Raw genomic sequence first — 25,203 nt, 5'->3', positions numbered from 1 at the left:
TGCTGCTCTCGTTTCACATTTCACCGTACAGTTCATTCCATAGCAGGCGTTGTCAACTATCAGCAACCTCATTAAACTTTCCGGCACCACCGTCAGGCGTTCAATTTATCCAGCAGTTCGCGTATTTTCATCGGTTCTTCAGTGCGCAATATTTTCTGTATCAGCGCAACGATTTCCGGCAGGGAAGTCGACAATACCCGCTGCTTAATGGCGGGGACTTGAGCCGATGACATCGAAAACTGTCGTAGCCCCATGCCTAAAAACAGCCGGGTATAAGCAGGATCACCAGCCATTTCGCCGCATACCGAAACCGGCACCCCCAGTTTATTGGACGTCGCAATCACATGCGATAACAAATGCAGCACCGCCGGATGCAGCGGATCATAGAGATGCGCCACTTCTTCATCGGTACGATCGATCGCCAGCGTGTACTGAATCAGATCGTTGGTGCCGATAGACAGAAAATCCAGACGTTTGGCAAACACACCCAGCGACAATGCAGCGGCAGGAATTTCAATCATGCCGCCTATCTTGACCGCCTTGTCATATGGAACGCCCTCGTCGTCCAGTAACTGCTTAGTCGCATTGATAAACTGCAACGTCTGGTTTATTTCGGACACGGACGACAGCATCGGAATAAGAATCTTTATATTGCCGTAATGGGTCGCGCGCAGCAGGGCACGCAATTGCGTGCGAAACAACTGCGGTTCGGCCAGGCACAGACGAATGGCACGCAGCCCGAGCGCCGGATTGCTGGACACTTGTGTCGCGCCCTTAATTTGCTTGTCCGCCCCCAGATCAAAGGTACGAATCGTGACGGGCATACCCTTCATGCCGACAGCAGCGGCACGATACGCCTCGAACTGCTCTTCCTCATCGGGCAGCTGATCGCGATTCAAAAACAGAAACTCGCTGCGAAACAGGCCGATTCCGGTCGCGCCATTTTCCTTCGCCTCGACAATATCTTGCGGCTTCTCGATATTTGCATGCAGCTCAATCGCAGCGCCGTCCAGCGTATTAGCGCGCGCTGAGCGCAAGCGCTTAAGTTTTTTTCGTTCGAGTTCCCACTCGCTTTGCAGCAGCTTATATTCGGCCAGGATGACTTTGCCCGGATTGACGATCAAGACCCCCTGCTCGCCATCGAGTATCAGCAAATCGTCTTCATAGATCAATTCGCGCGCATGGTGCAAACCGACCACACAGGGGGTATTCAGGCTGCGCGCCACAATCGCCGTGTGCGACGTTGCACTGCCGGCATCGGTGATAAAAGCGGCATATTGCTGCGGCTTAAACTGGATCATGTCCGCAGGACTCAAATCGTGCGCAACCAGTATCGTGTCAATATCGTGGCGCAGATGCGTCGGCTGATGACCGGGCTGCCCCGAGAGCTGCTTGAGCAGTCGTTCGGCGACCTGCTTCACATCAGCCTGACGCTCTCGCAAATAGGCATCCTCGAACTCGTCGAACTGCGCGGCCAGCGCATCGGTCTGCACTTTGATCGCCCACTCAACGTTGCAATTTTCGCGCTCCACCATCTCGCGCGGCCCCACACTCAGCAGCGGATCATCCAGTATCATCTGATGTAATTCGAGAAACGCATCAAACTCGGCGGCCGCGTAACTGGGCCGGTTGCTGCGCAGACTGGAAAATTCGTTCCTTGTCGCCAACAGCGCTGCATCAAAACGCGCGATTTCATCGGCGATAAACTGTTTAGGCAAAACATAATGCGCCACTTCCAGCGAACTGTGCGACAACAAATGTGCATAACCGATCGCAATGCCGCTGGAGACCGCGATGCCGTGCAAGGTAAAACTCATTCGCCCTCTCCAAAATAGTCATTGATCAAGCCCAGAATCGCCTGCATCGCGGCGGCTTCGTCCTCGCCCAGCGTTTCAATGGTGATGGTGGTGCCTTTGGCGGCCGCCAGCATCATCACGCCCATGATGCTCTTGGCATTGACCCGGCGACTGTTGCGCGACAACATCACTTCGCATTTGAAACTGCCGGCTAACTGGGTAAGTTTGGCCGAAGCGCGTGCGTGCAGCCCGAGTTTATTAATGATCAGTGCGTCTTGCTGCATGCTAATGCTCCATATGAACGATGCATTCGCGACCACCTTCGAATGCGATATTGGCTAGCTCGGTCAGATTTTTGTTTGTCGTACTCACCACGCGCAACAGCATCGGCAGATTCACGCCGGCCACCCCCTCGACCCGGTCCGCATGGCAGAGTCGTCTGCCGATATTACTGGGCGTCGCGCCGAACACATCGATCAGAATCAACACACCGCTACCGCTATCGAGCTCTTTAATCAACTCCTCACCCTCCGTCAGCTTATGCTGCGGATCATCTTTGCTCCATACCGACAACACGCGCAGATTTTTGGGTATCTCGCCGAACACATGCTTTACGCAATCCGCCAGGCAATCGCCCAAGCCGTTATGCGTGACCAGTAAAATTCCAACCAATTCACTCTCCCCTATTCAACCTGAACGTTTATTTTTTTATCGGTGAATTCTAGCCTTTTATGCATGCTCCGGGTCAGATGAATACCGCCTGCCGCATCGACGATCATCACATCCATCAACCCCATGCGCTCACTCGCTGCCCGCCAGTCTTTCACACCGCTGATAAACACGGGCTTGGAGGCCGCATCAGACAAGACTCCGGCGTGCGGGCCTCGCGTCAAAATCGTCACCGCCTGCACGCCCTGCATCGGGAAACCCGTGCGCGGATCGATCAAATGGCAGTAACGCACACCGTTCAGCATAAAATATCGCTGATAATCGCCCGATGTTCCGATCGCCTCACCGTCATGTAACGTCAGCGCGGCCAGCGCGCCAGCCTTACGCGGATGTTGAATACCAACCCGCCAGGGCTGTTTGCCGTGCTGCCCCAGAGCCAGAATATTGCCGCCAATATTGATCAGCGCGTGATGAACGCCCTGTTGTGTGAGCAGCAATGCGGCCCGATCCAGCGCATAGCCCTTGGCGTAACCCCCCAAATCAAGCTGCACCGCCCTGTTTGTGCTGCGCACCGTAAACCCGCTGCCTGATGGCGCATAAGACAGATCGCTCATCTTTGGCTGAGACGCAATCAACTGTGCAATCTGTTTTGCATCCGGCTCAACCGGTTTAAATTCATCGGCATGAAACCCCCACACCCTGACCAGATTCCCGATCGCCGGATTAAACAATCCTGCTGACTGTTTTGAAACGAGTGCCGCATCCTGCAACATGGCAGCCAACTCCTGCGACACGATCTGAGATTCGCCGCGCGCAATCGCCGCATTCAAATCGCTCAATTCAGAAGGTTTCCAGGCATGCAAGCGTTCGTGCAGTCGCTGAAATTCCTGCATCACGGAGGCCACCGCCTGCTTGGCACGGGGTTCGGCTTCGCCGTAAACTGTGACTTCGACCAGCGTGCCGAATACATAGCCCTGCTCCTGATACAAGGGCTCTTTGCCGCAGGCAGTCAGCAGAACCACCAGCAACAACCCGTACCAGAAAGTCATACCCCGTCGCGCCTCAATCCTCGCCCCCCTCCAACTCCAAAGAGGCGGCCAGCAACGCCAGTCGCGCGACCACGCCGTAGGCATAAAAGCGGTTCGGCGTATCGTCCGGCCCGCAGTCGGGGTTAGGCAAAGTACAGCAGGACTCAAACGCCAGCGGCACAAAGTGCATGCCTGGCGCATTGAGATTCTCATCCACCCCACGTCCGGTATGCACACGGTAAAAACCACCGACCACCGAGTGATCGATCATGTACACGACCGGCTCAGCCACCGCCTCGTTGATATTTTCGAAGGTATACACCCCCTCCTGTACCAGCACGTCGTGCACCTGCAAGCCCTCTTTGACCACCGACATCTTATTGCGCTGGCGTCGGTTCAAGCCGGTGATTTCACTGGCATCCTTGACCGTCATGATCCCCATGCCATAGGTTCCGGCATCGGCTTTAACGATCACAAAGGGATCATGCTTTACGCCGTATTCGGCATATTTCAGGCGCATTTTCTGCAACACCTCATCCACACGGGCCGCAAGACATTCCTCACCGATACGCTCCTGAAAATTGATCTGACTGCAGGTCGCAAAATAAGGATTGATCAGCCAGGGATCGATGCTGAGCAGCCCGGCAAAATCGTTCGCAACACGATCATAGGCTGCAAAATGTTCGGATTTACGCCGGGTATACCACCCCGCAGACAAGGGCGGCAAAACGGCCTGCTCCAGATTTTTCAAAATATCCGGCACACCCGCAGACAAATCGTTGTTGAGCAGCACCACGCAGGGATCGAATCCCTCCAGCCCCAGCCGGTTGCCGCGCCGCACCAGCGGCTCGAGTTTGACGACCGCGCCGCCCGGCAGCGCGATTTCGGTAACCGAGGTGATTTCCGGCAATAGACTGCCCACCCGCACCAGCATGCCAGCCTGCCGCAATATCGTGACCAGTTGCGCCACGTTTTGCAGATAAAACAGATTGCGCGTGTGATTCTCCGGAATCAGCAATACGCCGCGCGCTTCGGGACATATTTTCTGCACCGTGCCCTGCATCGCCTGCACGCAAAGCGGCAGAAAGTCTGGATTGAGATTGTTAAAGCCGCCCGGAAACAAGTTGGTGTCGACCGGCGCCAGCTTGAAGCCGCTGTTGCGCAGATCCACCGAGGCATAAAAGGGCGCGGCGTGATCCAGCCATTGGCGGCGAAACCAATGTTCGATATTGGGCATCGCGGATAGAAAGCGTCGCTCCAGATCGAGCAACGGACCGTTCAGTGCGGTAGTCAGATGAGGGACCATAATGTGCCTGCGAAAAATAGTATGTGCATTCTAGCAGCCTGCTATGCGCTGCAGGCGAGGTTATTCGCCATCCACCAGCACGGCGTCCATCGCTTTTTGGTTCATCACGATAATACTGATACGCCGGTTATGCGCATCATAGGGATCCGCCGGATTAAACAGCACCGAGTCGGACAGTCCGACCACCCGCAATATTTTCTCCTGCCCCATGCCCCCTGCAATCAACGTGCGGCGCGACGCATTGGCACGGTCTGCCGACAAGTCCCAGTTGCTGTACCCAGCACTACCCCCTTGATAATTAGCTGCATCGGTATGCCCTGACAGACCGATTTTATTCGGCACGCGATTGAGTGTACTGCCGATCGAACGCAAAATCTCGACCGTGTAGGGCTGCAATATTGCACTGCCGATTTCAAACATGGGGCGATTTTTTGCATCGATAATCATAATGCGCAACCCCTCCGAGGTCAGGTCGATCTGCAGCTGCTCTTTAAATTGATTGAGATTAGGATCGGTGCGTATCAGTTGCTCCAACTGTGCCTTGAGCAACTTTAAGCGCACCACTTCCTGCATGTGTAGCAGACGCCCGGCATCGGACACGGAAATGGCAATATCCTCAACCGCACCCTCGCCCTTGTTCACCTGCCCCGAGCTGAATGTTTTGTCTTCTCCATAGCTGCCGACAATCAGGCTGGAGGTGACATCATTGCTCTGACCGCCTGAAAAAACCACCATCAGCGGCGTCTCGAAATATTCTGAAATGGCCTGCCGGTAATCCGCTGAGGTTGAGGATATCAGCCACAACATCAAAAAAAAGGCCATCAATGCGGTCACGAAATCGGCGTAGGCGATTTTCCACGCGCCACGCGGCGCCTCACGCACTTGTTTGCGGATTCTGCGAATAATGATTTTTCGCTTAAACGGCTTAGCTTTAACTGGCGTACTCATAAAATTCGACGTAACCGTGATCCGAGCGGGCCGCCACACCGACAGACCAAAAATATCAATCCGGGACAGCAGCTTGCATCGTCTTACTGCGTGCAGTTTAGTGCACATGATGTGCTAATGGTAGAATGCGCGACTTATTTTGTGAGGCACTACATGTTATCCACTGCAAACATCACCATGCAATTCGGGGCCAAGCCCCTGTTCGAGAACGTTTCAGTCAAGTTCGGCAACGGCAACCGCTACGGGCTGATCGGCGCAAACGGCTGCGGCAAATCCACTTTCATGAAAATTCTGGGCCGCGATTTGGTTCAGACGTCGGGCGAAGTCATGCTGGACAAGAGCGAACGTCTGGGTAAGCTGCGTCAGGATCAGTTTGCCTATGAAAACAATCGCGTACTCGATGTGGTGATGATGGGCCATGATGAAATGTGGCAGGTGATGTCCGAGCGCGATGCGATTTACGCGAATCCGGACGCGTCCGAAGAAGACTATATGCACGCGGCCGATCTGGAAGCGGTGTTTGCCGAATACGACGGTTATACGGCCGAGGCGCGTGCCGGCGAATTACTGCTGGGTTTGGGGATCGCCATTGAATTACATAACGGCCCGATGAGCGAAGTCGCTCCCGGCTTCAAGCTGCGCGTACTGCTGGCGCAAGCGCTGTTCTCCAACCCGGACATTCTGCTGCTCGATGAGCCGACCAACAATCTGGACATTAACACCATCCGCTGGCTGGAAAACATCCTGAACGCGCGCACCTGCACGATGGTCATCATCTCGCATGACCGGCATTTTTTGAACAGCGTCTGCACCCACATGTCGGATCTGGATTTCGGTAAAATCACCACCTACCCCGGCACGTACGACGATTACATGCTGGCCTCCACTCAGGCGCGTGAACAGCAATCGGCTGACAACACCAAGGCCAAGGAAAAGGTTGCCGAACTCAAAGCCTTCGTGGCACGCTTCTCAGCTAACGCCTCCAAGGCCAAGCAGGCCACCTCGCGCGCGCGCCAGATCGACAAGATCAAAATTGAAGACATCAAACCTTCCAGCCGCCAGTATCCGTTCATCCGCTTTGAATACGACGACCGCGAAAAACTGCATCGCACCGCCGTCGAAGTCGAAAACCTGTCCAAGGGCTTTGACCGCGTCTTGTTCTCCAATGTGAATTTCCGCGTCGACGCGGGCGAAAAAATCGCCATCATCGGCCCTAACGGTATTGGTAAGACGACCCTGCTACGCTGCCTGGCAGGCGAACTGACGCCCGATTACGGCATCATCAAGTGGACTGAAAAGGCCAAGGTCGGTTACTACGCGCAGGACAGCTACAGCGAGTTCGCCGAAGACAAGATCATGACCGACTGGATGACCTACTGGCGCGGCCCGAATGACGACGACCAGACCGTGCGCGCCACACTGGGCCGTCTGCTATTTTCAGGGGACGACGCCCACAAGCCGGTCAGCGTGCTATCCGGCGGTGAAAAGGGTCGCCTGCTGTTCGGCAAGCTCATGCTGCAACGAAACAACGTGCTGTTGATGGATGAACCGACCAATCACATGGATATGGAATCCATTGAATCGCTCAACACGGCGCTGCTCGAATACAAGGGAACCGTCGTCTTCGTCAGCCATGACCGCGAATTCGTCTCCTCACTGGCGACACGCATCATCGAGATTTCTGCAAAGGGCGTCACCGATTATCACGGCACCTATGAAGAATACCTGCGCGATCAGGGCATGTCGGTTTAACACCAGCGGACATGGGTCGTGACGCACACTTCGGGGGCCATCGGCGTATTTGATTCCGGGGTCGGCGGACTGTCGGTGCTGCGGCACATCCGCCAGTTGCTGCCCAATGAGCGCCTGATCTATGTTGCCGATTCGGCGCACGTGCCCTACGGCGACAAATCAGCCCGTTACATCGAACAGCGCTCGATTGAACTAACCCGTTTTTTGATCTCGCAGGGGGCGGATGCCATCGTCATCGCCTGCAACACCGCGACAGCGGCGGCAGCAGCCACCTTGCGCCGTGATTTTAGTTGTCCTATCATCGGCATGGAACCTGCTGTTAAACCTGCCGTAGCGGCCACTAAAAACGGCATCGTCGGCGTATTAGCGACAATCGGCACGCTGGAGAGCGCGCGTTTTTCCGCCTTGCTGGAGCGCTATGCGGGCAATGTCACCATCGTCACGCAGGGCTGTCCTGGGCTGGTCGAACAAGTGGAGCGGGGTGATCTGACCGGCCCGCTGACACGCGAATTAGTCGAACGCTACACGACCCCACTGCTCGAGCAGGGCGCTGACACGCTGATTTTAGGCTGTACCCACTACCCGTTTCTTGCCGGTTTAATCCGTGACATCGCAGGACAAGACATCCAACTGATTGACACAGGCGAGGCCGTCGCGCGGCATTTGCTGCGACGCCTGCAAACTGAACTGTCTGACCGCGCGCCCACACAGGCAAGCGTACAATTTTGGACCAGCGGCGACGAAGCCCGCGCCTCGACGATCATATCAGCATTGTGGCATCACCCCGTCAACGTGCAACAACTCCCTCTTTACAATTAAGCAATCCAATACCTACCCATGATTAAATTATTTTTCAAAGCCCTGCGCCTGATATTGATGCCGTTCATGCTGCTGTGGGCCAAACTGGCTATGCCGCGCGGCATCGTTCGCCCGCCCCGCATACAAGACAAAATAGACGCAGAATGCCGGCAGTTAGCGCTTTATCACTTCAAAACCTGTCCGTTCTGCATCAAGGTTCGCCACGAGATGGCGCGACTGTCACTCCCCATCACCTTGCTTGATGCTCAGCACGACCCGAAACACCGTGCCGACCTGCTAGAGGGCGGCGGTAAAATTCAGACGCCCTGTTTGCAGATCACCGATCAGGCAGGCGGCGTGCAATGGCTGTATGAATCCAAAGTGATCATCAGCTATCTGCAAGCGCTGTCCAGCCCGCCTACACCGGAAATTAACACATGAACCGCCATTACACTCTCACCATTTCCTGCCCCGATCGCGCGGGGATTATCGCGGCCGTCGCCGGCTTCATCGCGCAGCACGGCGGCTTCATCGTCGAGGCGAGTTATCACACCGAGCAGGAATCCGAACGCTTCTTTATGCGTCAGGAGATACGCGCAGATTCGCTACCCTTCGATGCCGCCGAATTCGGTCTGCGCTTCGCAGCACTAGCTCAGGAATTTAACATGCACTGGCAGCTGGCCGATTCCGCGCAAAATAAACGCCTGGTGATACTAGTGAGTCGTCAGGATCATTGTCTGGACGATCTGCTGCACCGCTGGCGCAGTGGAGAACTGCTGGTCGACATCCCCTGCGTAATCTCCAATCACGAGGATTTACGCAGCTTTGTCGAGTGGCACGGCATCCCGTTCATCAAAGTCGATATGCAGGATAAAACCGCCGCCTTCGAGCACATCGCCGCACTGTTCGATGAATATCAGGGCGACACAATGGTGCTGGCGCGCTTCATGCAGATTTTGCCGCCCTTCTTATGCCAGCGCTATCCGGGGCGCATCATCAACATCCACCACAGCTTTTTACCCTCCTTCGTCGGCGCAAAGCCCTATCATCAGGCTTATCTGCGCGGTGTAAAACTCATCGGTGCGACCTGTCACTACGTCACCGATGAGCTCGATGCCGGCCCGATCATCGAGCAGGACACGGTGCGCATCGATCACGGTGACACGGTAGACGATCTGGTGCGTTACGGGCGGGACATCGAAAAAACCGTGCTATCGCGCGGCCTGCGCTATCACGTCGAGGATCGCGTGCTGGTGTGCGGCAACAAAACTATCGTCTTCAAGTAATTCGCCCGGTCAACAACTTCATCCAAAATGCAGCTCTTTTTTGGCATAGGTCGGCATATTGCACTACGCGTCGGATAAATTCTTACCGCCCGACCGTGGTGGAATGCACAAAACCGAGTGCACAGCCGAACTGAATACAGGTCCCGCATCTGACATTCAATCCGTACATAGTGATGCAGTTGCGGCATAATGCCAGCCATAAAATTTGATATTGCGAGGATGCCATGGTGACTGCTCGGCTAAAATCTCTGAGTAGCAAGCTAAGATTAAGCACGCTGCTATTGCTGCTTAGCGTGGGCTTGCTTTCCTCTTGCAGCAAAGAATCACACGAGCCGTTACGCATCGCCAGCAGCCCCTGGCCGGGCTACGAGCCTATTTATCTGGCCAGAGACATAGGCTACCTGCCTAAAAACAAAGCCAGCATTTTCGAGCTACCCTCATCGGATATCACTCTGGAATCATTTCGCAATCACTCGGCTGACATGGCGACACTGACCTTGGATGAAGCGCTAGATTTGTTGGCTGGCGGTGTCAAATTTCGCATCCTCTTTGTTATGGATGGCTCCAACGGTGCGGATGCCGTCATGGCATCGCCACAAGTTAAATCTCTGGCTGACTTAAAGGGAAAGCGCATCGCAATCGAGAATATTCCCCTTGGCGTATATATGCTGAGTCGCACACTGAATGCGGCTAAGCTGAAACGGGAAGATGTGCATGTCATTCCAAGTGCAGAGAGCCGGCAATTGGAAATGTATAAACAAGATAAAGCCGATGCTTTCATCACATTCGATCCGTTTAAAACGCAATTGGCGGCATTAGGCGCTCATGCCATCTTTGATAGCAGCCAAATACCCAACGAGATTTTTGATTTAATGCTGGTTCATGAGGATGTGTTTCAGGCACGCCGTCAAGAGGTCTGCGACGTCGCGCGTGAATGGTTTCATACACTGAACTATATGAAGCAATCACCCGCAGATGCAACGCATCGCATTAGCAAGCGACTGGGCGTCAGCACACAGGAATATCAGACGATGGTGGGTGGCATATCGACACCCACCTTACAGGACAACCTGCGCCTTCTCAGCACCAAGCACCCGGCTATCATCACACCGGCAAACAACTTGGTTCAAGTGATGCTCAAAGAAGGTCAGCTAAAACAACAAGTTGATATTCGCATGGCACTAGATGCAGACATCAATACGTGTATTGAACCATGAATCGACGTCTTTCCCTGCTTATTCCACTCATTTTACTGATCGTTACCCTCGGCAGTTCATCTTTGATCTATTTGCAGCAAGATCGCGCCACCCAAGCCGCGATTCAAAGAGCAGCCATCACCGATGTCACCCAGCAAATGGGCGGCCTGCAGAACATTTTATATAACCGCCTGACCGCAGATGATGAGGCAGAGGCATTGTTAAGTCTGTCTATTGCAGCGACCCATCCGAGCATCCGCACACTGATGCTGGTGGACGAACGTCATCATGTACTGATGGCGAATCAATACCGCTGGAAGGGTGAAGCGGCAAGTTCCTTTTCAAGCTATGACGATAACGAGGCAGATCGAGTACTCAATCGCGGTGTGAGAAAGCTTGAATTCGACGCACATGAACCTACGTTGCTGCAAGGTTATTTTCCGTTGATTACCGAATATAAACAAGGTGGTTTGGAGAAGACAATGGGGGTTCTGTATGTCGGTTACGATACCCGTCATGAACTGCAGAAAGCGAAACAAGAAACCTTAATGCAAACGGCAATTTTTGTTGCCATCAGCCTATTCGCATCTTTTGTAATCGGCATATTGTTACACGTATTAGTCACCCGTCGGGTCAATCTCCTCTCTGCAATATCTAAACAATTCGCAGCGGGCAACTACAACGCACGCAGCGAACTTAAAGGCAATGATGAACTGTCTGAATTAGGGCGGTCGTTCGATACAATGGCGTTGCGGGTGACGGAAAATATTGCTCTGCAGCAGCGCGCTCAGGATTTTTTATCCGAAGCGCAAAAAATTGGACACTTCGGCAGTTGGGAGCTCGATTTGCACTCAGGCAGGCTGAATTGGTCTGAAGAAATCTTCCGCCTGTTTGAAATCGACCCGGCGCAATTTAGCCCATCTCATGAGGCTTTCCTGAGTATTATTCATCCGGAAGATCGGGAAGCCGTCAATCAGGCCTATACCAATTCGCTGACAAATAAACAGTCTTATCACATTACCCATCGCTTGATTATGGCAGACGGGCGCGTCAAATGGGTCGAGGCGCGCGGCTCCAATTATTTTGACCCTGAGGGACGCGCTATCCGGTCTGCAGGTACGGTGCAGGATGTCACCTTTCGTGAAGAAGCCGCCACGCAATTGCGTATCGCAGCAGTCGCCTTTGATACCCAAGAAGCGATTATGGTCACCGATAAAGAGGCCAACATCATCAAAGTGAATCATTCATTCGAGCTCACGACTGGTTTTTCGGAGCAGGAGGTGCTGGGGAAAAATCCGCGCCTACTAGGCTCAGGGCGCCACAACCAAGACTTTTATAAATCCATGTGGGAGGTGCTCAATAGGGTCGGAAGCTGGTCGGGAGAATTGTGGGACAGACGTAAAAATGGTGAAATTTATCCGAAGTGGCTCACCATTACCGCCGTTAAAAATCGTGATGAAATCAGCCATTATGTGGGCGTATTCGTGGACATCACGGAACGTAAAAAGGCTGAGGAGGAGATTCATAATTTGGCATTCTTCGATCCGCTCACACAATTACCCAATCGCCGTTTGTTGCTGGATCGTATGCGACTAGCGCTTGGGTTGAGCGCTCGCAGCAAAAATTTCGGCGCTCTAATGTTCATTGATCTTGATCACTTTAAAGTGCTGAACGATACCAAAGGACACGAATATGGCGACAAAATGCTGATCGAGGTGTCGCACCGCCTAACCCAAAGCCTGCGAGATACGGACAGTGTTGCCCGGTTCGGCGGTGACGAATTCGTGGTGTTGCTGGAAAGTTTGAGTGTCAATCAGGATATTGCCGTGGCACAGGCAGGCTCAATAGCAGAAAAAATGCGCGAATCCCTATCGCAAACCTACATAATCGAAAGCTATGCACACGAAAGCACGCCCAGCATCGGCGTCGTATTATTTAACGGCGATGCGATCGAGATTGATGAGCTCTTAAAACGGGCTGATCTGGCCATGTATCAAGCCAAAGAAAGCGGACGCAACACGGTTCGATTCTTTGAATCCGCTATGCAGGCCACATTGGAATCTCGCACCTTGATGGAGCGGGCGCTTCGGCAAGCACTGTCAAACAGCGAGTTCGAATTATATTATCAAGTGCAGACTAATCAGGCCAATGAGTTGCTTGGTGCAGAGGTATTGCTGCGTTGGCATAGTCAAAGTCTGGGGCCCATTTCACCCGCCCAATTCATCCCTTTAGCAGAGCAAACCAAATTAATTCTGCCCATCGGGGAATGGGTATTAGAGAATGCGTGTGCTCGACTAAAAGCATGGGAAACACATCCCACGTTAAGTAAGCTGCGTCTGGCGGTCAATATCAGCCCGGTGCAATTTCATCAGCCCGATTTCGTCCGCCAAGTCCAAGCTGCGCTGACGGATAGTGGTGTAAACCCTCGGCGACTCGAGCTTGAATTGACCGAGAATCTGGTGTTGGAAGACGTTGATGAAGCCATACAAAAAATGTCCGCACTTAAAGCGCTCGGTGTGCGCTTTTCTATGGATGACTTCGGTACGGGATACTCTTCCCTGCAATACATCAAACGTCTGCCAATCGACCAACTGAAAATCGATCAATCCTTTGTGCGCGACATTCTGACCGATCCGGGCGATGCAATGATGGTCCAGACCATTGCTGGCATGGCGCGTAATTTTGGCTACGAGGTCATTGCAGAAGGCGTTGAAGAACACGCTCAGCTGTTGCCCCTCATCGAGCGTGGCTGCAATACGTTTCAGGGCTATTTTTTCAGTCGTCCTGTGGCGCTGGCTGAATTTGAGCACCTCATTAACCATTGGGTAGCTTTTGATTCATCATCACCCTCGCCTTCACGAAGGCAACTTTAAGGCAACTTTTTTGATTCACTACCGCTATTTTTAGCATCCGCCGCTTCCAGCGGAACAAAATGATAAAATTCAAGCGATTGAACTTTGCCGACTAAACTTGTCGGATAGCACGTCCCCTTCAATAAATTTCATGCATGGCAGCGTCACCTACCCACATCGGCAATTACTCCATCGTTGAGAAAATCGGCGCAGGCGCAACATCCAATGTCTATCACGCACAGCATGTCAAAACGCTGGCCTCAGTTGCCATCAAGCAACTGCGTCGCGGGCGTCAGGCTGACGTCTATCTGGATATGTTTGCCACCGAAGTTGCGTTGGGTCGCAAAATGTCGCATAAAAATATCGTGCGGATACTGGATGCCGATCTGCATGAGTCGGATGGCGCCTATCTGGTGATGGAGTACATCAACGGCAACGCGCTCGACCGCTCTGAACAGGTCAACACCCTGCCGCCGATACTGACCGTGCTGTCGGTCGTCGAACAGGTCGCAAGTGCGCTGCGCTATGCTGCCACGCTCGGTATCGTGCATCGCGATGTCAAACCTGGCAATATCATCCTGATGCCCAACGGACTAGCCAAACTCACCGACTTTGGCTGTGCGGTGCCGAGCAGCGAACTAGGTGCGGTGGTGGCAGGCAGTCTGGCCTATATGTCGCCTGAACAACTGGAGGGTGACGCACTCGATCAGCGCGCCGACATCTATGCGCTGGGCGCGGTGACCTACCGGTTGCTCACAGGCCATCATACCTTCGAGGCCGACAACGCGTTCGATGCGCGCATCGCGATACACAACTATCCGATTACACCGGTCGAAACCTATCGCAAGAAACTGCCCAAAAAACTGATAGACGTCATCGGGCGCGCGATGGAAAAAAACCGCGACCGCCGCTATGCAGACTGGGACGAATTCATTGCGGATTTTGGCAACGCCGCGCATGAAATCCGCATGTCGGATTACGATCTGGACTTGTATCGCGGCTTTAGTATGTCCACGCAGTCGGTGTTATCGAGCTATATGTCGGCCGATCGCGCATTCTCGCGCAGCGGATTTTCCCGCAGCACCCTGCCTGAATCGTACGGGATTTAAACCGCCCACAACCCGTCGCGGTAGATCACCTCGCCATCCAGCGTCATGGTGTCGGTGTAGGCGAACACGTCCACATGATAGCGGGCCGCCGACTTTTTGATCTGCGGCTTGTTGTAACTGCCATGCTTGGCGCCCAGCGACAGATGCACGCCGCACATGCGCTCGTACGTGCCGATATCGCTGACCAGCCTCTCCTGCGTAAAGGTCCGGTTAAGCCCCAGACCCAGTTCACGCACCCAGATCTCACCCTCGTCTTCGCGTATCTTGGCCAGCACAAGGTCGAATTCGGGCGTGGAATCGACCGTGCCGGTCACGCGCCCCTTATCGACGATCAGTGTGATCGGACGCTCAGGCTTGTTGACGGTAAAACTGGTGTCACCGAAAATCGACAGACGCACCCGGCCATTTAAGCCTTCCAGATCCTTCGACTCGGTGAACACTTCGCCGATGGGGAATTGCCCGCCGACGTTGTGCATCTGACTGTAGTCGCCCACGTTCAGTTTGGCAGGCTCAAATCCGCTCGAGAAAATCAGCTGTTCGCCGAAGCTGTTGATGATGCCGACCCGCGCACTGTCAAAGCGCGCTTTGAGCGCATGACCTGTGCCGCGAACGTAGACCGGGTCATATGCGAGCGATTCAATGTACAGCAGCCCCTGATCGCCCGGCATACGCGACAGGTGCGGGTGTTCAATGACTTTGAGCTGCAGTTTGAACAGCTCCACGCGAATCCGGAAGGCATCGAGACGAAAACTGGTGGACTGAATCAAAACGACCAGATCACCCGGCATTAAACGCTCGAATTCAGCGCGCACAGCTTCAGGCGCAACGCTGTCGAAATCGATAAATATTGCGTCAGGCAAGCAGCGCCAGTAAGCGCTGGCCAACGCGATAGAAAGCGCGCACTGCGCATCCCATACCACGACGGCTGCCTGGGTGTGTTCGACGGCTAACGTCAGGATGTCGTGGACATTCTTTTCTGCCAGATCGATGGCATATTCGGGCAGCGCGTTAACTGCCGCTGACACGGAACCATCCGGTAATGCTGCGCCTTGTACTGTGAGAGATGAGGACTTCATGCGGAAATGACTCGCTTAAAAAGATGATCATTGTGCCAAATTTCGGGGCGACGGTGGCAAGCACGTCTATGCCTTCCGGCTCGAACAAGACAAGTTCACCGCCATCGCTGCGCTGCCAGTTCTCATTCAGGTATAACACCGTGGTCAGTACGCGATTTTTCTTGCCGTTCAGCACATCGGAGTGTTTCGCATACCCTGTTCCGGCGCCATAAATGGCGTAGTGGCATTCGTAGTCGAATAAGCCAAGGTACAGCGCTTCATTGAGTTTTGAACGCAGGTTTTCCATCCATGCCAGATAAGCCTGATCGGTATCGTGGCTCTCATCAAGCCAGCGAATCACATCGCCGCGTATCGAATTGATCTGCTTTTTATCGGTACCGCGACCGATATGGGCCGCCTCAAAACCCGCCTGACTCTCCTGACAGCGCTCACGAAGCGCGGTCATCAACGAGGCCGGCAGCGGATTATCCAGCACGATGTACCCTGTGTCCTGCAGTTGTTCGGCAATGATGTTCATAGTAATTACCCGATAAGGGGCCGACAAGTTAACATAGGAAAATTTTTTGTGTTGAGCTAGCTGATGAAAATTCGCCTATGGTTGACCTGCTGACCGCGCTGGCGGTTTTTCCTTGCGCCGGTGCAATCGACACACATAACAGCGTGCGGGGGGGGGTGTATCAATGAAAAACTGCGCGACTCACCGGAACTTGCCGCCTCAGCTCAGGTTTGAGTCGACACCCTCAAACGAAGCAACCGCTGCCAGATGCGCCACAGCCAACCTGGTACTGAAATCCGGTTTAGCGCGGCTTACTGCCGAGCTTTCCTGCCCTGTGCTCAAGCCCTAGCGTTGCTAACGTGCGCTCCCTCACCAAATGCAGCAGCTCCTCGTTTTCATCGAGCGATTCGCCATAAGACGGAATCATTTTCTTTATTTTTTCCTGCCAGTGCTCCGTTGCCACCCGGTCGCTAAAGCAGCGCTCGATCACTTCGATCATCGCCTGCACCGAAGTCGATGCACCGGGCGACGCACCCAATAAGGAGGCGAGCGTGCCGTCCTGACTGGTCACGATTTCCGTGCCGAACTCCAGTCGACCGCCCTTGGTATCACAACCCTTAATGATCTGTACACGCTGTCCGGCGGAGGCTAACTCCCAGTCTTCCTCTTTAGCATCGGCGTAAAACTCCTGCAAACTGGCGACGCGCTCGCTGTGCGATTTAAATGCCTCGGTGATCAGGTAGCGGGTCAGATCCAGATTGTCCCGTGCAACGGCGAGCATCGGTTTGAGATTATTCGACTTGAGGGACGAGAAAAGATCCAGCACCGAGCCTTCTTTCAAAAACTTAGTCGTGATGCTGGCAAACGGGCCGAACAGCAAGGCCGGCTCGCCGTCGATAATCCGCGTATCGAGATGCGGCACCGACATGGGCGGTGCACCTAGCGGTGCTTTGCCATACACTTTGCTGGTATGGCGTCTGACCACCTCGGGATTCTTGCAGATCAGCCATTGTCCGCTGACCGGAAATCCGCCGTAGCCCAGACTCTCCGGAATACCCGACTTTTGTAACAGCGGCAATGCGCCGCCGCCCGCTCCTAGAAACACGAAACCCGCCTCGATCGTCTTGCTGTGCTCGCTGTGATTTTCTTTGAGCCGCACATGCCAGCGTCCGTCCGGAAACTGCTTCATGCCGGTGATGGTATGACCCAGTTTCAAATCGAACGTCGAGTGTTTGGTCATCGCCTTCACTAGTTTGCGCGTCAGCATGCCGAAATCGACATCCGTGCCGTGCTTGACCTGAGTCGCGGCCACCGGCTGTTTCGGATCGCGATGCGCCATCACCAACGGCATCCACTCGCGCAACACTGCGTGATCTTCGCTGTATTCCATCTCTTCGAACAGATGATGCGGGTGCAGCGCCTGATAACGCTTGCGCAAAAATGCGACGTTTTCCTCGCCCCAGACAAAGCTCTGATGAAAAATCGGATTAATAAATTTTTCAGGGGACGGCAGCGAACCCTGTTCAACCAGATAAGACCAAAATTGCAGTGATACTTCATAGGCCGCATTGATCGCCAGCGCACGTTTGATTTCCACACTGCCATCCGCTTGCTGCGGCGTGTAATTGAGCTCGCAATAGCCTGCGTGCCCGGTCCCCGCATTATTCAGCCCGTGCGAGCTCTCGCTTGCCACGCGACTCAGACGCTCGACCATGGTAATTTTCAATGACGGGTCCAGCAACGCCAACAACTTGCCCAACGTGGCACTCATCACGCCGGCACCCACGAGTAATACATCTACTTTTTTAATGCTCATTTTCTCTATCCATGTGCTGCTGACTCATTTTTATATAACGATCTGCCGACTGCGCAACACCTCGATGATTTCCGGTATCACCGCCGTATCGTCGATGGTGGAAGGCACGCTGTATTCGCGTCCATTGACGATATTGCACAGGGTCTTGCGTAGCGTCTTGCCCGAACGCGTCTTGGGGAGACGTGCCAACACCACCGTATCCTTGTAACAGGTAATCGCACCGATTGTCTCGCGGATGCGGGCGACTAACTGCTTATGCAATTCAGCCTCGCTGATCGCGGAGCCCGTTTTGAGCACAACCAGTGCCATCGGCGTCTGCCCCTTGATCTCGTCATCGCGTGCGATGACCGCGCATTCTGCCACATCGGGATGGCTCGCGATCACTTCTTCGATCTCACCGGTCGAGAGCCTGTGTCCTGCAACGTTGATCACGTCATCCACACGCCCCATCACGAACACATACCCCTCCTCATCAATATAACCGCCATCACCGCTGGTGTAATAGCCCGGCAAAAAGGCGAGGTAACTATCGCGGAATTTGTTGTCGTCGCCCCACACGCGGTTAAGGCATGAAGGCGGCAGCGGCAATTTAAGCGCGATATACCCTTGCGTGCCGGCAGGTTGCACCTCGCCGTGCTCATCCAGAATCTGCACGTTAAAACCGGGCACAGGTTTGGTCGACGAACCCAGCTTTACCGGCATCGGCTCGACGCCTTGCAGGTTGGCGGTAATCGCCCAGCCTGTTTCCGTCTGCCACCAGTGATCGATAACCGGTTTGCCGCTGTGCTCACCGAGCCACGTTTCGGTTGGCGCATCCAGACGCTCCCCTGCGGAAAAGATGGTTTGCAGCTGACTCAGATCATAGTTTTGCATGAGCAGCGCGTCAGGATCTTCCTTTTTCACCGCACGAAACGCAGTCGGTGCCGTAAACAAGGCTTTGACGCCGTATTCTGCACACACGCGCCACAAGGCACCGGCGTCCGGCGTCATGATCGGTTTGCCTTCGTAGACGACGGTGGTGCAGCCTTGCAGCAGTGGCGCATAGACGATGTAGGAATGACCTACCACCCAACCGACATCGGAAGAAGCCCAAAACACGTCGCCCGGATTGACGTTGTAAATCGCACTCATGCTGTATTTGAGCGCTACCGCATGGCCGCCATTTTCGCGCACCACGCCTTTGGGTTTACCTGTCGTGCCAGAGGTGTAGAGGATATACAAAGGATCCGAGCCCAGAACAGGCGTGCAGCCGACAGGCGTTGCACCGGCCAGCAACGTGCTCCAGTCGTAATCGCGCTCAGTCATGGTGGCGATGCATTGCGGACGCTGATAGATCACGCAGCTCTCAGGCTTATGGACCGCCAGACTGATCGCGCGATCGAGCAGCGGTTTATATTCGACCGTCCGCTTGATTTCGATACCGCAGGAAGCGGACATAATCACTTTTGGCGTCGCATCATCGATACGCACCGCCAGTTCCGGCGGCGCAAAACCGCCGAACACCACCGAATGGATCGCACCCAGCCGCGCAACCGCGAGCATCGCGATGACCGCCTCCGGGATCATCGGCATATAGATGATGACGCGATCACCTTTGACGACACCCAGACCTGCCAGCATGCCGGCGGTCAAGGCCACCGCATCGGTGAGCTGCGAATAGGTGTAAGTCGCCTTGGTATGGGTGACGGGGGAGTCAAAAATGAGCGCGAGCTGATCGCCGCGTCCGGTGTTGACGTGATGATCCAGCGCCATATAGGCCGTATTCATCTGGCCATCAGCAAACCAGTAACCCTGACCGTCGGCCTCCGTCTTGACTATCTGCTGGGGGAATTTAAACCATTCCAGCGCCTCGGCCTGCTTGCGCCAGAAGCCTTCCGGATCATTCATCGAACGGTCATACTCGGTCTGGTAACTCATTGTTTGACTCCTGTCATTTAGAACCCCATTCCCGCCTCTGCTCTCATACGGTGAGGTCGAGCGGAACTTTTTCAAAACGCTAAAAACTATCGCCGGGGATGCGTACCCAGCCTTCCATCAGCACGCGCGCACTGCGGCTCATGGTGACTTTTTCAACTTTCCAGTCGCCACCGTTTTGGCGGGCGGCTGCACCGACTTTCAAGGTGCCGGAAGGATGCCCGAAGGTCACCGAGCGGCGATCCCCGCCACCTGCCGCCAGATTTACCAGCGTACCGGGGATTGCGGCGGCCGTACCGATGGCGACGGCGGCCGTACCCATCATGGCGTGGTGCAGCTTGCCCATCGACAGGGCGCGCACCAGCAGATCGACTTCAGAAGCGCTAATAGGCTTACCGCTTGATGACACATGGTCGACAGGAGGTGCTATAAAAGCGATCTTCGGGGTATGTTGACGGGTTGCGGCTTCTTCCGGGGTTTTGATCAGCCCCATGCGCAATGCGCCCGCCACGCGGATTTTCTCGAACCGCGCCAGCGCTGCAGGATCAGTATTAATCGCCTCGCGCAATTCGGTGCCGGTGTAACCAATATCAGCTGCATTCACAAATACGGTCGGAATGCCGGCAGTGATCATAGTAGCCTTGAAGGTGCCGACACCCGGCACTTCCAGTTCGTCGACCAGATTGCCGGTCGGGAACAGGCTGCCGCCGTCACTCTCATCGGAGGGGTCCATGAACTCCAGCACGATCTCGGCTGCCGGGAAGGTCACGCCATCCAGCTCGAAATCGCCAGTCTCCTGTACCTGACCATTAGCGATCGGCACATGGGCGATGATGGTCTTGTTGATATTGGCCTGCCAGATGCGGACGGTGCAGACACCCTCCCCTGCAAGCCGTGCAGCATCGATATATCCGGCGTGTATCGCGAATGCGCCCGCGCCTGTGGACAGGTTGCCGCAGTTGCCGCTCCAGTCGACAAAGTCTTTATCGATGGAGATCTGGCCATAGAGGTAATCCACGTCGTGGCCCGGTCGGGTGCTTTTCGACAGGATCACGCACTTGCTGGTACTGGAGGTCGCACCCCCCATGCCATCGATCTGCGCGGCATAAGGGTCGGGGCTGCCGATCACGCGCTGGAACAGTCGGTCACGCGCCCGACCCGGGACCTGTGCGGCTTGCGGCAGATCTTCCAGCCGGAAGAACACCCCCTTGGAGGTGCCGCCACGCAGATAGGTGGCGGGTATCCTGATTTGCGGTTGAACCATCATGCAGCTCCTTTGAGGAAGTCCTGCGCAAAGCATTGCAGTACGCCACCCGCGTTGTACACACGGACTTCGGCAGCGGTATCCAGACGGCAGGTGACGGGAATGCGCACCGATACGCCATTGGCGCGATTCATTACGACCACCAGCTCGGCGCGCGGGGCGATGTCGCCTTCCACATCATAGGTTTCAGTCCCGTCGATGGCGTAGGTCTTGCGCGTGTCGCCCGCCTTAAACTCCAGCGGCAGCACGCCCATGCCGACCAGATTAGTACGGTGAATACGTTCGAAACCTTCCGCGACAATGGCTTCCACACCGGCCAGACGCACGCCCTTGGCCGCCCAGTCACGCGATGAGCCCTGACCGTAGTCGGCACCCGCGATGATGATCAGGTTCTGCCGGCGATCCATGTAGGTTTCGATGGCTTCCCACATGCGCATGACACGGCCATCCGGTTCCACGCGGGCGAGGGAGCCTTGCTTCACCTCACCGTTAACCACGGCCATTTCGTTGATCAGCTGAGGATTGGCAAAGGTGGCGCGTTGCGCGGTCAGGTGATCCCCCCGGTGCGTTGCATAAGAGTTGAAATCCTCTTCCGGCACGCCCATTTTCGCCAGATATTCACCCGAGGCCGAGTTGGCCATGATCGCGTTCGACGGCGACAAATGATCAGTGGTGATGTTGTCCGGCAATACGGCCAACGGACGCATCCCTTTCAAGGTCCGAACGCCGGCCAGTGCGCCTTCCCAGTAAGGGGGGCGGCGGATGTAGGTGGACATAGGACGCCAGTCGTACAAGGGGCTTTTCGCCACTTCAATTTTGCCCAGATCAAACATCGGAATGTAAATCTGCCGGAACTGTTCAGGCTTGACGCAGGAAGCCACAATCGCGTCGATCGCGTCGTCGGACGGCCAGATGTCTTTCAACATGACAGGCTTACCCGACTTGTCCATACCCAGTGCATCCTGCTCGATGTCGAGGCGGATCGTACCCGCAATCGCATAAGCCACCACCAGCGGCGGGGACGCCAAAAAGGCCTGCTTCGCGTAGGGGTGAATACGACCGTCGAAGTTACGGTTGCCGGACAGCACGGCGGTGGCGTACAGGTCGCGGTCAATAATCTCCTGTTGAATCTTAGGGTCGAGTGCGCCGGACATGCCGTTACAGGTGGTACAGGCAAATCCGACGATACCGAAGCCCAGCTTTTCGAGTTCCGAGAGCAGGCCCGCTTCTTTCAGGTACAGCTCGGCAACTTTGGAGCCGGGCGCAAAGGAGGTCTTAACCCAGGGCTTGCGCAGCAACCCCAGTTCGTTGGCTTTCTTGGCAAGCAAGGCGGCGGCAACCACGTTACGCGGGTTGGAGGTGTTGGTGCAGGACGTGATGGCCGCGATGATAACGGCACCATCGGGCATCAGGCCTTGCGCCTCACTGGCACGACCGGCATCCAGCTTTGCTTCGTCAGAAATACCGCGTTCATGCAATGCAGAGGTTGGCAGACGACGGTGCGGATTGGACGGGCCCGCCATGTTGCGCACCACGGTCGACAGATCGAATTCCAGCTCGCGCTCGTATTCGGCGGCGACCATCTGATCCGCCCACAGACCGGTGGTCCTAGCGTAGTTCTCCACGAGAGCGACCTGCTCGGGCTCGCGGCCGGTCAGCTTCAAATAGGTGATGGTCTGGGCGTCGATATAGAACATCGCCGCCGTCGCACCAAATTCCGGACACATATTGGAGATGGTCGCGCGATCGCCGATAGTGAGGCTATCAGCGCCTGCGCCGAAGAATTCCACATAGGCACCCACCACACGTTCACGACGCAAAAACTCGGTCAGCGCCAGCACGATGTCGGTGGCCGTGATACCCGGCTGACGCTGACCTGTCAATTTGACGCCCGCGATATCCGGCAGACGCATCATGGAAGGTAGGCCCAGCATGACGGTTTCGGCTTCCAGACCGCCGACACCGATCGCCAGTACGCCCAGCGAGTCGACGTGCGGGGTATGTGAGTCAGTGCCGACACAGGTATCAGGAAAGGCCACGCCATCCCGCGCCTGGATCACCGGCGACATCTTTTCCAGATTGATCTGGTGCATGATGCCGTTCCCGGCGGGGATCACGTCTACATTCTTGAACGCCGTCTTGGTCCACTCGATAAAGTGGAAGCGATCTTCGTTACGCCGGTCTTCAATCTCGCGGTTTTTGCGAAAGGCATCCGGGTCGAAACCGGCCGCTTCCACAGACAAAGAGTGATCAACGATCAGCTGAGTCGGCACGACCGGGTTGACCAGGGATGGATCACCGCCCTGATCGGCGATCGCGTCACGCAGACCTGCCAAATCCACCAAGGCGGTCTGGCCTAAGATATCGTGGCAAACAACACGAGCGGGATACCAGGGAAAATCCAGATCGCGCTTGCGTTCGATTAACTGTTTCAACGCATCCGTTAGGGCTTCAGGTTCGCAGCGACGCACCAGTTGTTCTGCCAGCACTTTGGACGTGTAAGGCAGTTTGGCATAAGCACCGGACTCGATGGCGTCCACGGCCTCCCGGGTGTCGAAGTAGTCTAAGCGGCTCCCGGCTAACGGCTTACGGTATTGGGTATTCATAATGTCTTTCTAAAACTATTTGCCACAGAGCACACAGAGCGGAAAGTGACGGCTTTCAACGCGATGCTTTGAATGTTGATGCTGTTTTCTCTGTGATCTCTGTGGCTGAAATTGTTTTCAGGGTTTAACGCTTTTCAATCGGCGTCCAAGCCAGATTCTCAGGCCCGACGTAATTGGCGCTCGGACGAATGATCTTGCCGTCGATGCGCTGCTCCATGACGTGTGCACCCCAGCCTGTGACACGCGAGATCACGAACAGCGGCGTAAACATCATGGTCGGCACGCCCATCAGGTGATAGGACACGGCAGAGAACCAGTCGAGATTCGGGAACATCCTCTTGGTTTCCCACATCACGGATTCCAGACGCGCGGCGATGTCGTACAGACGCGTATCGCCCGCTTCATCGGCCAGCTGCTTGGCCACGCGTTTGATCACTTCGTTGCGCGGGTCGGCGATGGTGTAGACCGGATGACCGAAACCGATGACGATTTCTTTTCTTGCCACGCGCTCGCGGATGTCGACTTCCGCCGCATCTGCGTCTTTGTAACGGTTCTGGATGCGGAACGCTTCTTCGTTGGCGCCGCCGTGTTTAGGGCCGCGCAACGCGCCGATCGCGCCGGTAATGCAGGAATACAGATCGGAATTGGTGCCGGCAATCACGCGGGCTGTGAAGGTCGAGGCGTTAAATTCATGTTCTGCATACAGAATCAGCGAGGTATGCATCGCGCGCACCCAAGAGGCTTGCGCAGGTTTGCCGTGCAGTAGATGCAGAATATGTGCGCCTATCGTATCGTCATCGGTTTCAACGTCGATGCGTTTTCCACTGGTCGTAAAGTGATGCCAGTACAACAGCATCGAACCGAAACAGGCCAGCTGACGGTCGATCAGCTCTTTGGTGTCCGCCTCGCTGTGCGCTTGGGGTTCCTGTTCACAGGTACCCAGCACCGAGCAACCGGTGCGCATCACATCCATCGGGTGCGCATTGCCCGGAATCGCTTCGAGCACCTGTTTAACCGCATCGGGCAAACCGCGCAGCGATTTGAGTTTCGCCTTGTAGGCCGCCAGTTGCGCGGCATCGGGCAGGTTGCCGTGTATCAGCAAATGAGCGATTTCCTCGAATTCGGCTTTTTCCGCAAAATCCAGAATGTCATAGCCGCGATAATGCAGATCGTTGCCCGTGCGGCCGACCGTACAGATCGCGGTGTTGCCGGCGACCGTGCCAGATAGTGCGACTGATTTCTTGGGCTTCGGTAATGTGGTGTCTTCTGCCATGTTGATCTCCCTGAAATA

20 protein-coding genes are annotated in these 25,203 nt (G+C 55.1%); 7 read left to right on the top strand and 13 right to left on the bottom strand.

Features of this window, described 5'->3' with window-relative positions:
* Positions 1-92 precede the first annotated feature (92 nt).
* From ptsP to motB, 6 genes are read right to left on the bottom strand one after another with little or no spacing between them, the layout of a single operon-like run.
* On the bottom strand, positions 93-1,817 hold the full coding sequence (gene ptsP / locus GALF_RS00570; protein WP_013292101.1) for a phosphoenolpyruvate--protein phosphotransferase: 1,725 nt from the start codon (positions 1,815-1,817) through the stop codon (positions 93-95).
* Positions 1,814-2,080 carry an HPr family phosphocarrier protein gene (locus GALF_RS00565; RefSeq protein WP_013292100.1) on the bottom strand — a complete coding sequence of 89 codons (267 nt, stop codon included), beginning with the start codon at positions 2,078-2,080 and terminating at the stop codon, positions 1,814-1,816. Before GALF_RS00565 ends, ptsP begins: the two co-directional genes overlap by 4 nt.
* 1 nt (position 2,081) lies before the next feature.
* Positions 2,082-2,468 carry a PTS sugar transporter subunit IIA gene (locus tag GALF_RS00560; RefSeq protein WP_013292099.1) on the bottom strand — a complete coding sequence of 129 codons (387 nt, stop codon included), beginning with the start codon at positions 2,466-2,468 and terminating at the stop codon, positions 2,082-2,084.
* Between the two features lie 11 nt (positions 2,469-2,479).
* Complete coding sequence (locus GALF_RS00555; protein WP_013292098.1) at positions 2,480-3,514, bottom strand: FAD:protein FMN transferase; 1,035 nt, start codon at positions 3,512-3,514, stop codon at positions 2,480-2,482.
* 13 nt (positions 3,515-3,527) lie between these two features.
* Positions 3,528-4,799 (bottom strand): glutamate--cysteine ligase, encoded by a 1,272-nt coding sequence (gene gshA / locus GALF_RS00550; RefSeq protein WP_013292097.1) that lies wholly within the window; start codon positions 4,797-4,799, stop codon positions 3,528-3,530.
* 60 nt (positions 4,800-4,859) lie between these two features.
* Complete coding sequence (motB, locus tag GALF_RS00545) at positions 4,860-5,747, bottom strand: flagellar motor protein MotB (RefSeq protein ID WP_013292096.1); 888 nt, start codon at positions 5,745-5,747, stop codon at positions 4,860-4,862.
* Positions 5,748-5,900: 153 nt separating this feature from the next.
* On the opposite strand from motB, the gene GALF_RS00540 reads away from it, so the two are divergent.
* The 7 genes from GALF_RS00540 to GALF_RS00510 all read left to right on the top strand — a co-directional run bounded on the left by GALF_RS00540 (position 5,901) and on the right by GALF_RS00510 (position 14,740).
* Positions 5,901-7,499: an ABC-F family ATPase gene (locus GALF_RS00540; RefSeq protein WP_013292095.1), complete on the top strand. Its 1,599-nt coding sequence runs from the start codon at positions 5,901-5,903 to the stop codon at positions 7,497-7,499.
* A gap of 18 nt (positions 7,500-7,517) precedes the next feature.
* Complete coding sequence (gene murI / locus GALF_RS00535) at positions 7,518-8,318, top strand: glutamate racemase (protein WP_013292094.1); 801 nt, start codon at positions 7,518-7,520, stop codon at positions 8,316-8,318.
* Positions 8,319-8,336: 18 nt separating this feature from the next.
* Positions 8,337-8,738 (top strand): glutaredoxin family protein, encoded by a 402-nt coding sequence (locus GALF_RS00530; RefSeq protein WP_013292093.1) that lies wholly within the window; start codon positions 8,337-8,339, stop codon positions 8,736-8,738.
* Positions 8,735-9,583: a formyltetrahydrofolate deformylase gene (gene purU, locus GALF_RS00525; RefSeq protein WP_013292092.1), complete on the top strand. Its 849-nt coding sequence runs from the start codon at positions 8,735-8,737 to the stop codon at positions 9,581-9,583. Before GALF_RS00530 ends, purU begins: the two co-directional genes overlap by 4 nt.
* A gap of 224 nt (positions 9,584-9,807) precedes the next feature.
* Positions 9,808-10,800, top strand: a complete 993-nt coding sequence (locus GALF_RS00520; RefSeq protein WP_013292091.1) for an ABC transporter substrate-binding protein — start codon at positions 9,808-9,810, stop codon at positions 10,798-10,800.
* The gene (locus GALF_RS00515; RefSeq protein ID WP_013292090.1) at positions 10,797-13,652 is read left to right on the top strand and encodes an EAL domain-containing protein; all 2,856 of its coding nucleotides are present in this window, start codon (positions 10,797-10,799) and stop codon (positions 13,650-13,652) included. The genes GALF_RS00520 and GALF_RS00515 overlap by 4 nt, the downstream gene beginning before the upstream one ends.
* 134 nt (positions 13,653-13,786) lie before the next feature.
* Positions 13,787-14,740 (top strand): serine/threonine-protein kinase, encoded by a 954-nt coding sequence (locus GALF_RS00510; RefSeq protein ID WP_013292089.1) that lies wholly within the window; start codon positions 13,787-13,789, stop codon positions 14,738-14,740.
* Here the strand turns inward: GALF_RS00510 and GALF_RS00505 are convergent.
* The 7 genes from GALF_RS00505 to prpC all read right to left on the bottom strand — a co-directional run bounded on the left by GALF_RS00505 (position 14,737) and on the right by prpC (position 25,185).
* Complete coding sequence (locus GALF_RS00505) at positions 14,737-15,816, bottom strand: M29 family metallopeptidase (RefSeq protein ID WP_223293713.1); 1,080 nt, start codon at positions 15,814-15,816, stop codon at positions 14,737-14,739. The two genes, GALF_RS00510 and GALF_RS00505, sit on opposite strands and share 4 nt — an antisense overlap.
* Positions 15,749-16,333, bottom strand: a complete 585-nt coding sequence (locus tag GALF_RS00500) for a 2OG-Fe(II) oxygenase (RefSeq protein WP_013292087.1) — start codon at positions 16,331-16,333, stop codon at positions 15,749-15,751. The genes GALF_RS00505 and GALF_RS00500 overlap by 68 nt, the downstream gene beginning before the upstream one ends.
* A gap of 280 nt (positions 16,334-16,613) precedes the next feature.
* Entirely contained in the window at positions 16,614-18,128 is a 1,515-nt protein-coding gene (mqo, locus tag GALF_RS00495) for a malate dehydrogenase (quinone) (RefSeq protein WP_013292086.1), read from the bottom strand.
* Between the two features lie 30 nt (positions 18,129-18,158).
* Positions 18,159-20,045: an AMP-binding protein gene (locus GALF_RS00490; RefSeq protein ID WP_013292085.1), complete on the bottom strand. Its 1,887-nt coding sequence runs from the start codon at positions 20,043-20,045 to the stop codon at positions 18,159-18,161.
* Between the two features lie 79 nt (positions 20,046-20,124).
* Positions 20,125-21,309, bottom strand: coding sequence for a 2-methylaconitate cis-trans isomerase PrpF (gene prpF, locus GALF_RS00485; protein ID WP_041937921.1), 1,185 nt, complete (start codon positions 21,307-21,309; stop codon positions 20,125-20,127).
* Entirely contained in the window at positions 21,306-23,912 is a 2,607-nt protein-coding gene (gene acnD, locus GALF_RS00480; protein ID WP_013292083.1) for a Fe/S-dependent 2-methylisocitrate dehydratase AcnD, read from the bottom strand. Before acnD ends, prpF begins: the two co-directional genes overlap by 4 nt.
* A gap of 124 nt (positions 23,913-24,036) precedes the next feature.
* Complete coding sequence (gene prpC, locus GALF_RS00475) at positions 24,037-25,185, bottom strand: bifunctional 2-methylcitrate synthase/citrate synthase (RefSeq protein WP_013292082.1); 1,149 nt, start codon at positions 25,183-25,185, stop codon at positions 24,037-24,039.
* Positions 25,186-25,203 lie beyond the last annotated feature (18 nt).

Origin of the sequence: Gallionella capsiferriformans ES-2 (genome assembly GCF_000145255.1) — a bacterium.
In the GTDB taxonomy this organism is placed as follows: Bacteria; Pseudomonadota; Gammaproteobacteria; order Burkholderiales; family Gallionellaceae; genus Gallionella; species Gallionella capsiferriformans.
The sequence above is the reverse complement of the archived record's forward strand: the minus strand, read 5'-3'. Positions and strand labels throughout refer to the sequence as shown.

Excerpts from the sequence above, each read along its gene's own strand:
- ptsP (WP_013292101.1), bottom strand. The coding sequence starts at position 1,817 with ATGAGTTTTACCTTGCACGGCATCGCGGTCTCCAGCGGCATTGCGATC.
- GALF_RS00565 (WP_013292100.1), bottom strand. The coding sequence starts at position 2,080 with ATGCAGCAAGACGCACTGATCATTAATAAACTCGGGCTGCACGCACGC.
- GALF_RS00555 (WP_013292098.1), bottom strand. The coding sequence starts at position 3,514 with ATGACTTTCTGGTACGGGTTGTTGCTGGTGGTTCTGCTGACTGCCTGC.
- gshA (WP_013292097.1), bottom strand. The coding sequence starts at position 4,799 with ATGGTCCCTCATCTGACTACCGCACTGAACGGTCCGTTGCTCGATCTG.
- motB (WP_013292096.1), bottom strand. The coding sequence starts at position 5,747 with ATGAGTACGCCAGTTAAAGCTAAGCCGTTTAAGCGAAAAATCATTATT.
- GALF_RS00540 (WP_013292095.1), top strand. The coding sequence starts at position 5,901 with ATGTTATCCACTGCAAACATCACCATGCAATTCGGGGCCAAGCCCCTG.
- GALF_RS00530 (WP_013292093.1), top strand. The coding sequence starts at position 8,337 with ATGATTAAATTATTTTTCAAAGCCCTGCGCCTGATATTGATGCCGTTC.
- purU (WP_013292092.1), top strand. The coding sequence starts at position 8,735 with ATGAACCGCCATTACACTCTCACCATTTCCTGCCCCGATCGCGCGGGG.
- GALF_RS00520 (WP_013292091.1), top strand. The coding sequence starts at position 9,808 with ATGGTGACTGCTCGGCTAAAATCTCTGAGTAGCAAGCTAAGATTAAGC.
- GALF_RS00515 (WP_013292090.1), top strand. The coding sequence starts at position 10,797 with ATGAATCGACGTCTTTCCCTGCTTATTCCACTCATTTTACTGATCGTT.
- GALF_RS00510 (WP_013292089.1), top strand. The coding sequence starts at position 13,787 with ATGGCAGCGTCACCTACCCACATCGGCAATTACTCCATCGTTGAGAAA.
- GALF_RS00505 (WP_223293713.1), bottom strand. The coding sequence starts at position 15,816 with ATGAAGTCCTCATCTCTCACAGTACAAGGCGCAGCATTACCGGATGGT.
- GALF_RS00500 (WP_013292087.1), bottom strand. The coding sequence starts at position 16,333 with ATGAACATCATTGCCGAACAACTGCAGGACACAGGGTACATCGTGCTG.
- mqo (WP_013292086.1), bottom strand. The coding sequence starts at position 18,128 with ATGAGCATTAAAAAAGTAGATGTATTACTCGTGGGTGCCGGCGTGATG.
- GALF_RS00490 (WP_013292085.1), bottom strand. The coding sequence starts at position 20,045 with ATGAGTTACCAGACCGAGTATGACCGTTCGATGAATGATCCGGAAGGC.
- prpF (WP_041937921.1), bottom strand. The coding sequence starts at position 21,309 with ATGATGGTTCAACCGCAAATCAGGATACCCGCCACCTATCTGCGTGGC.
- acnD (WP_013292083.1), bottom strand. The coding sequence starts at position 23,912 with ATGAATACCCAATACCGTAAGCCGTTAGCCGGGAGCCGCTTAGACTAC.
- prpC (WP_013292082.1), bottom strand. The coding sequence starts at position 25,185 with ATGGCAGAAGACACCACATTACCGAAGCCCAAGAAATCAGTCGCACTA.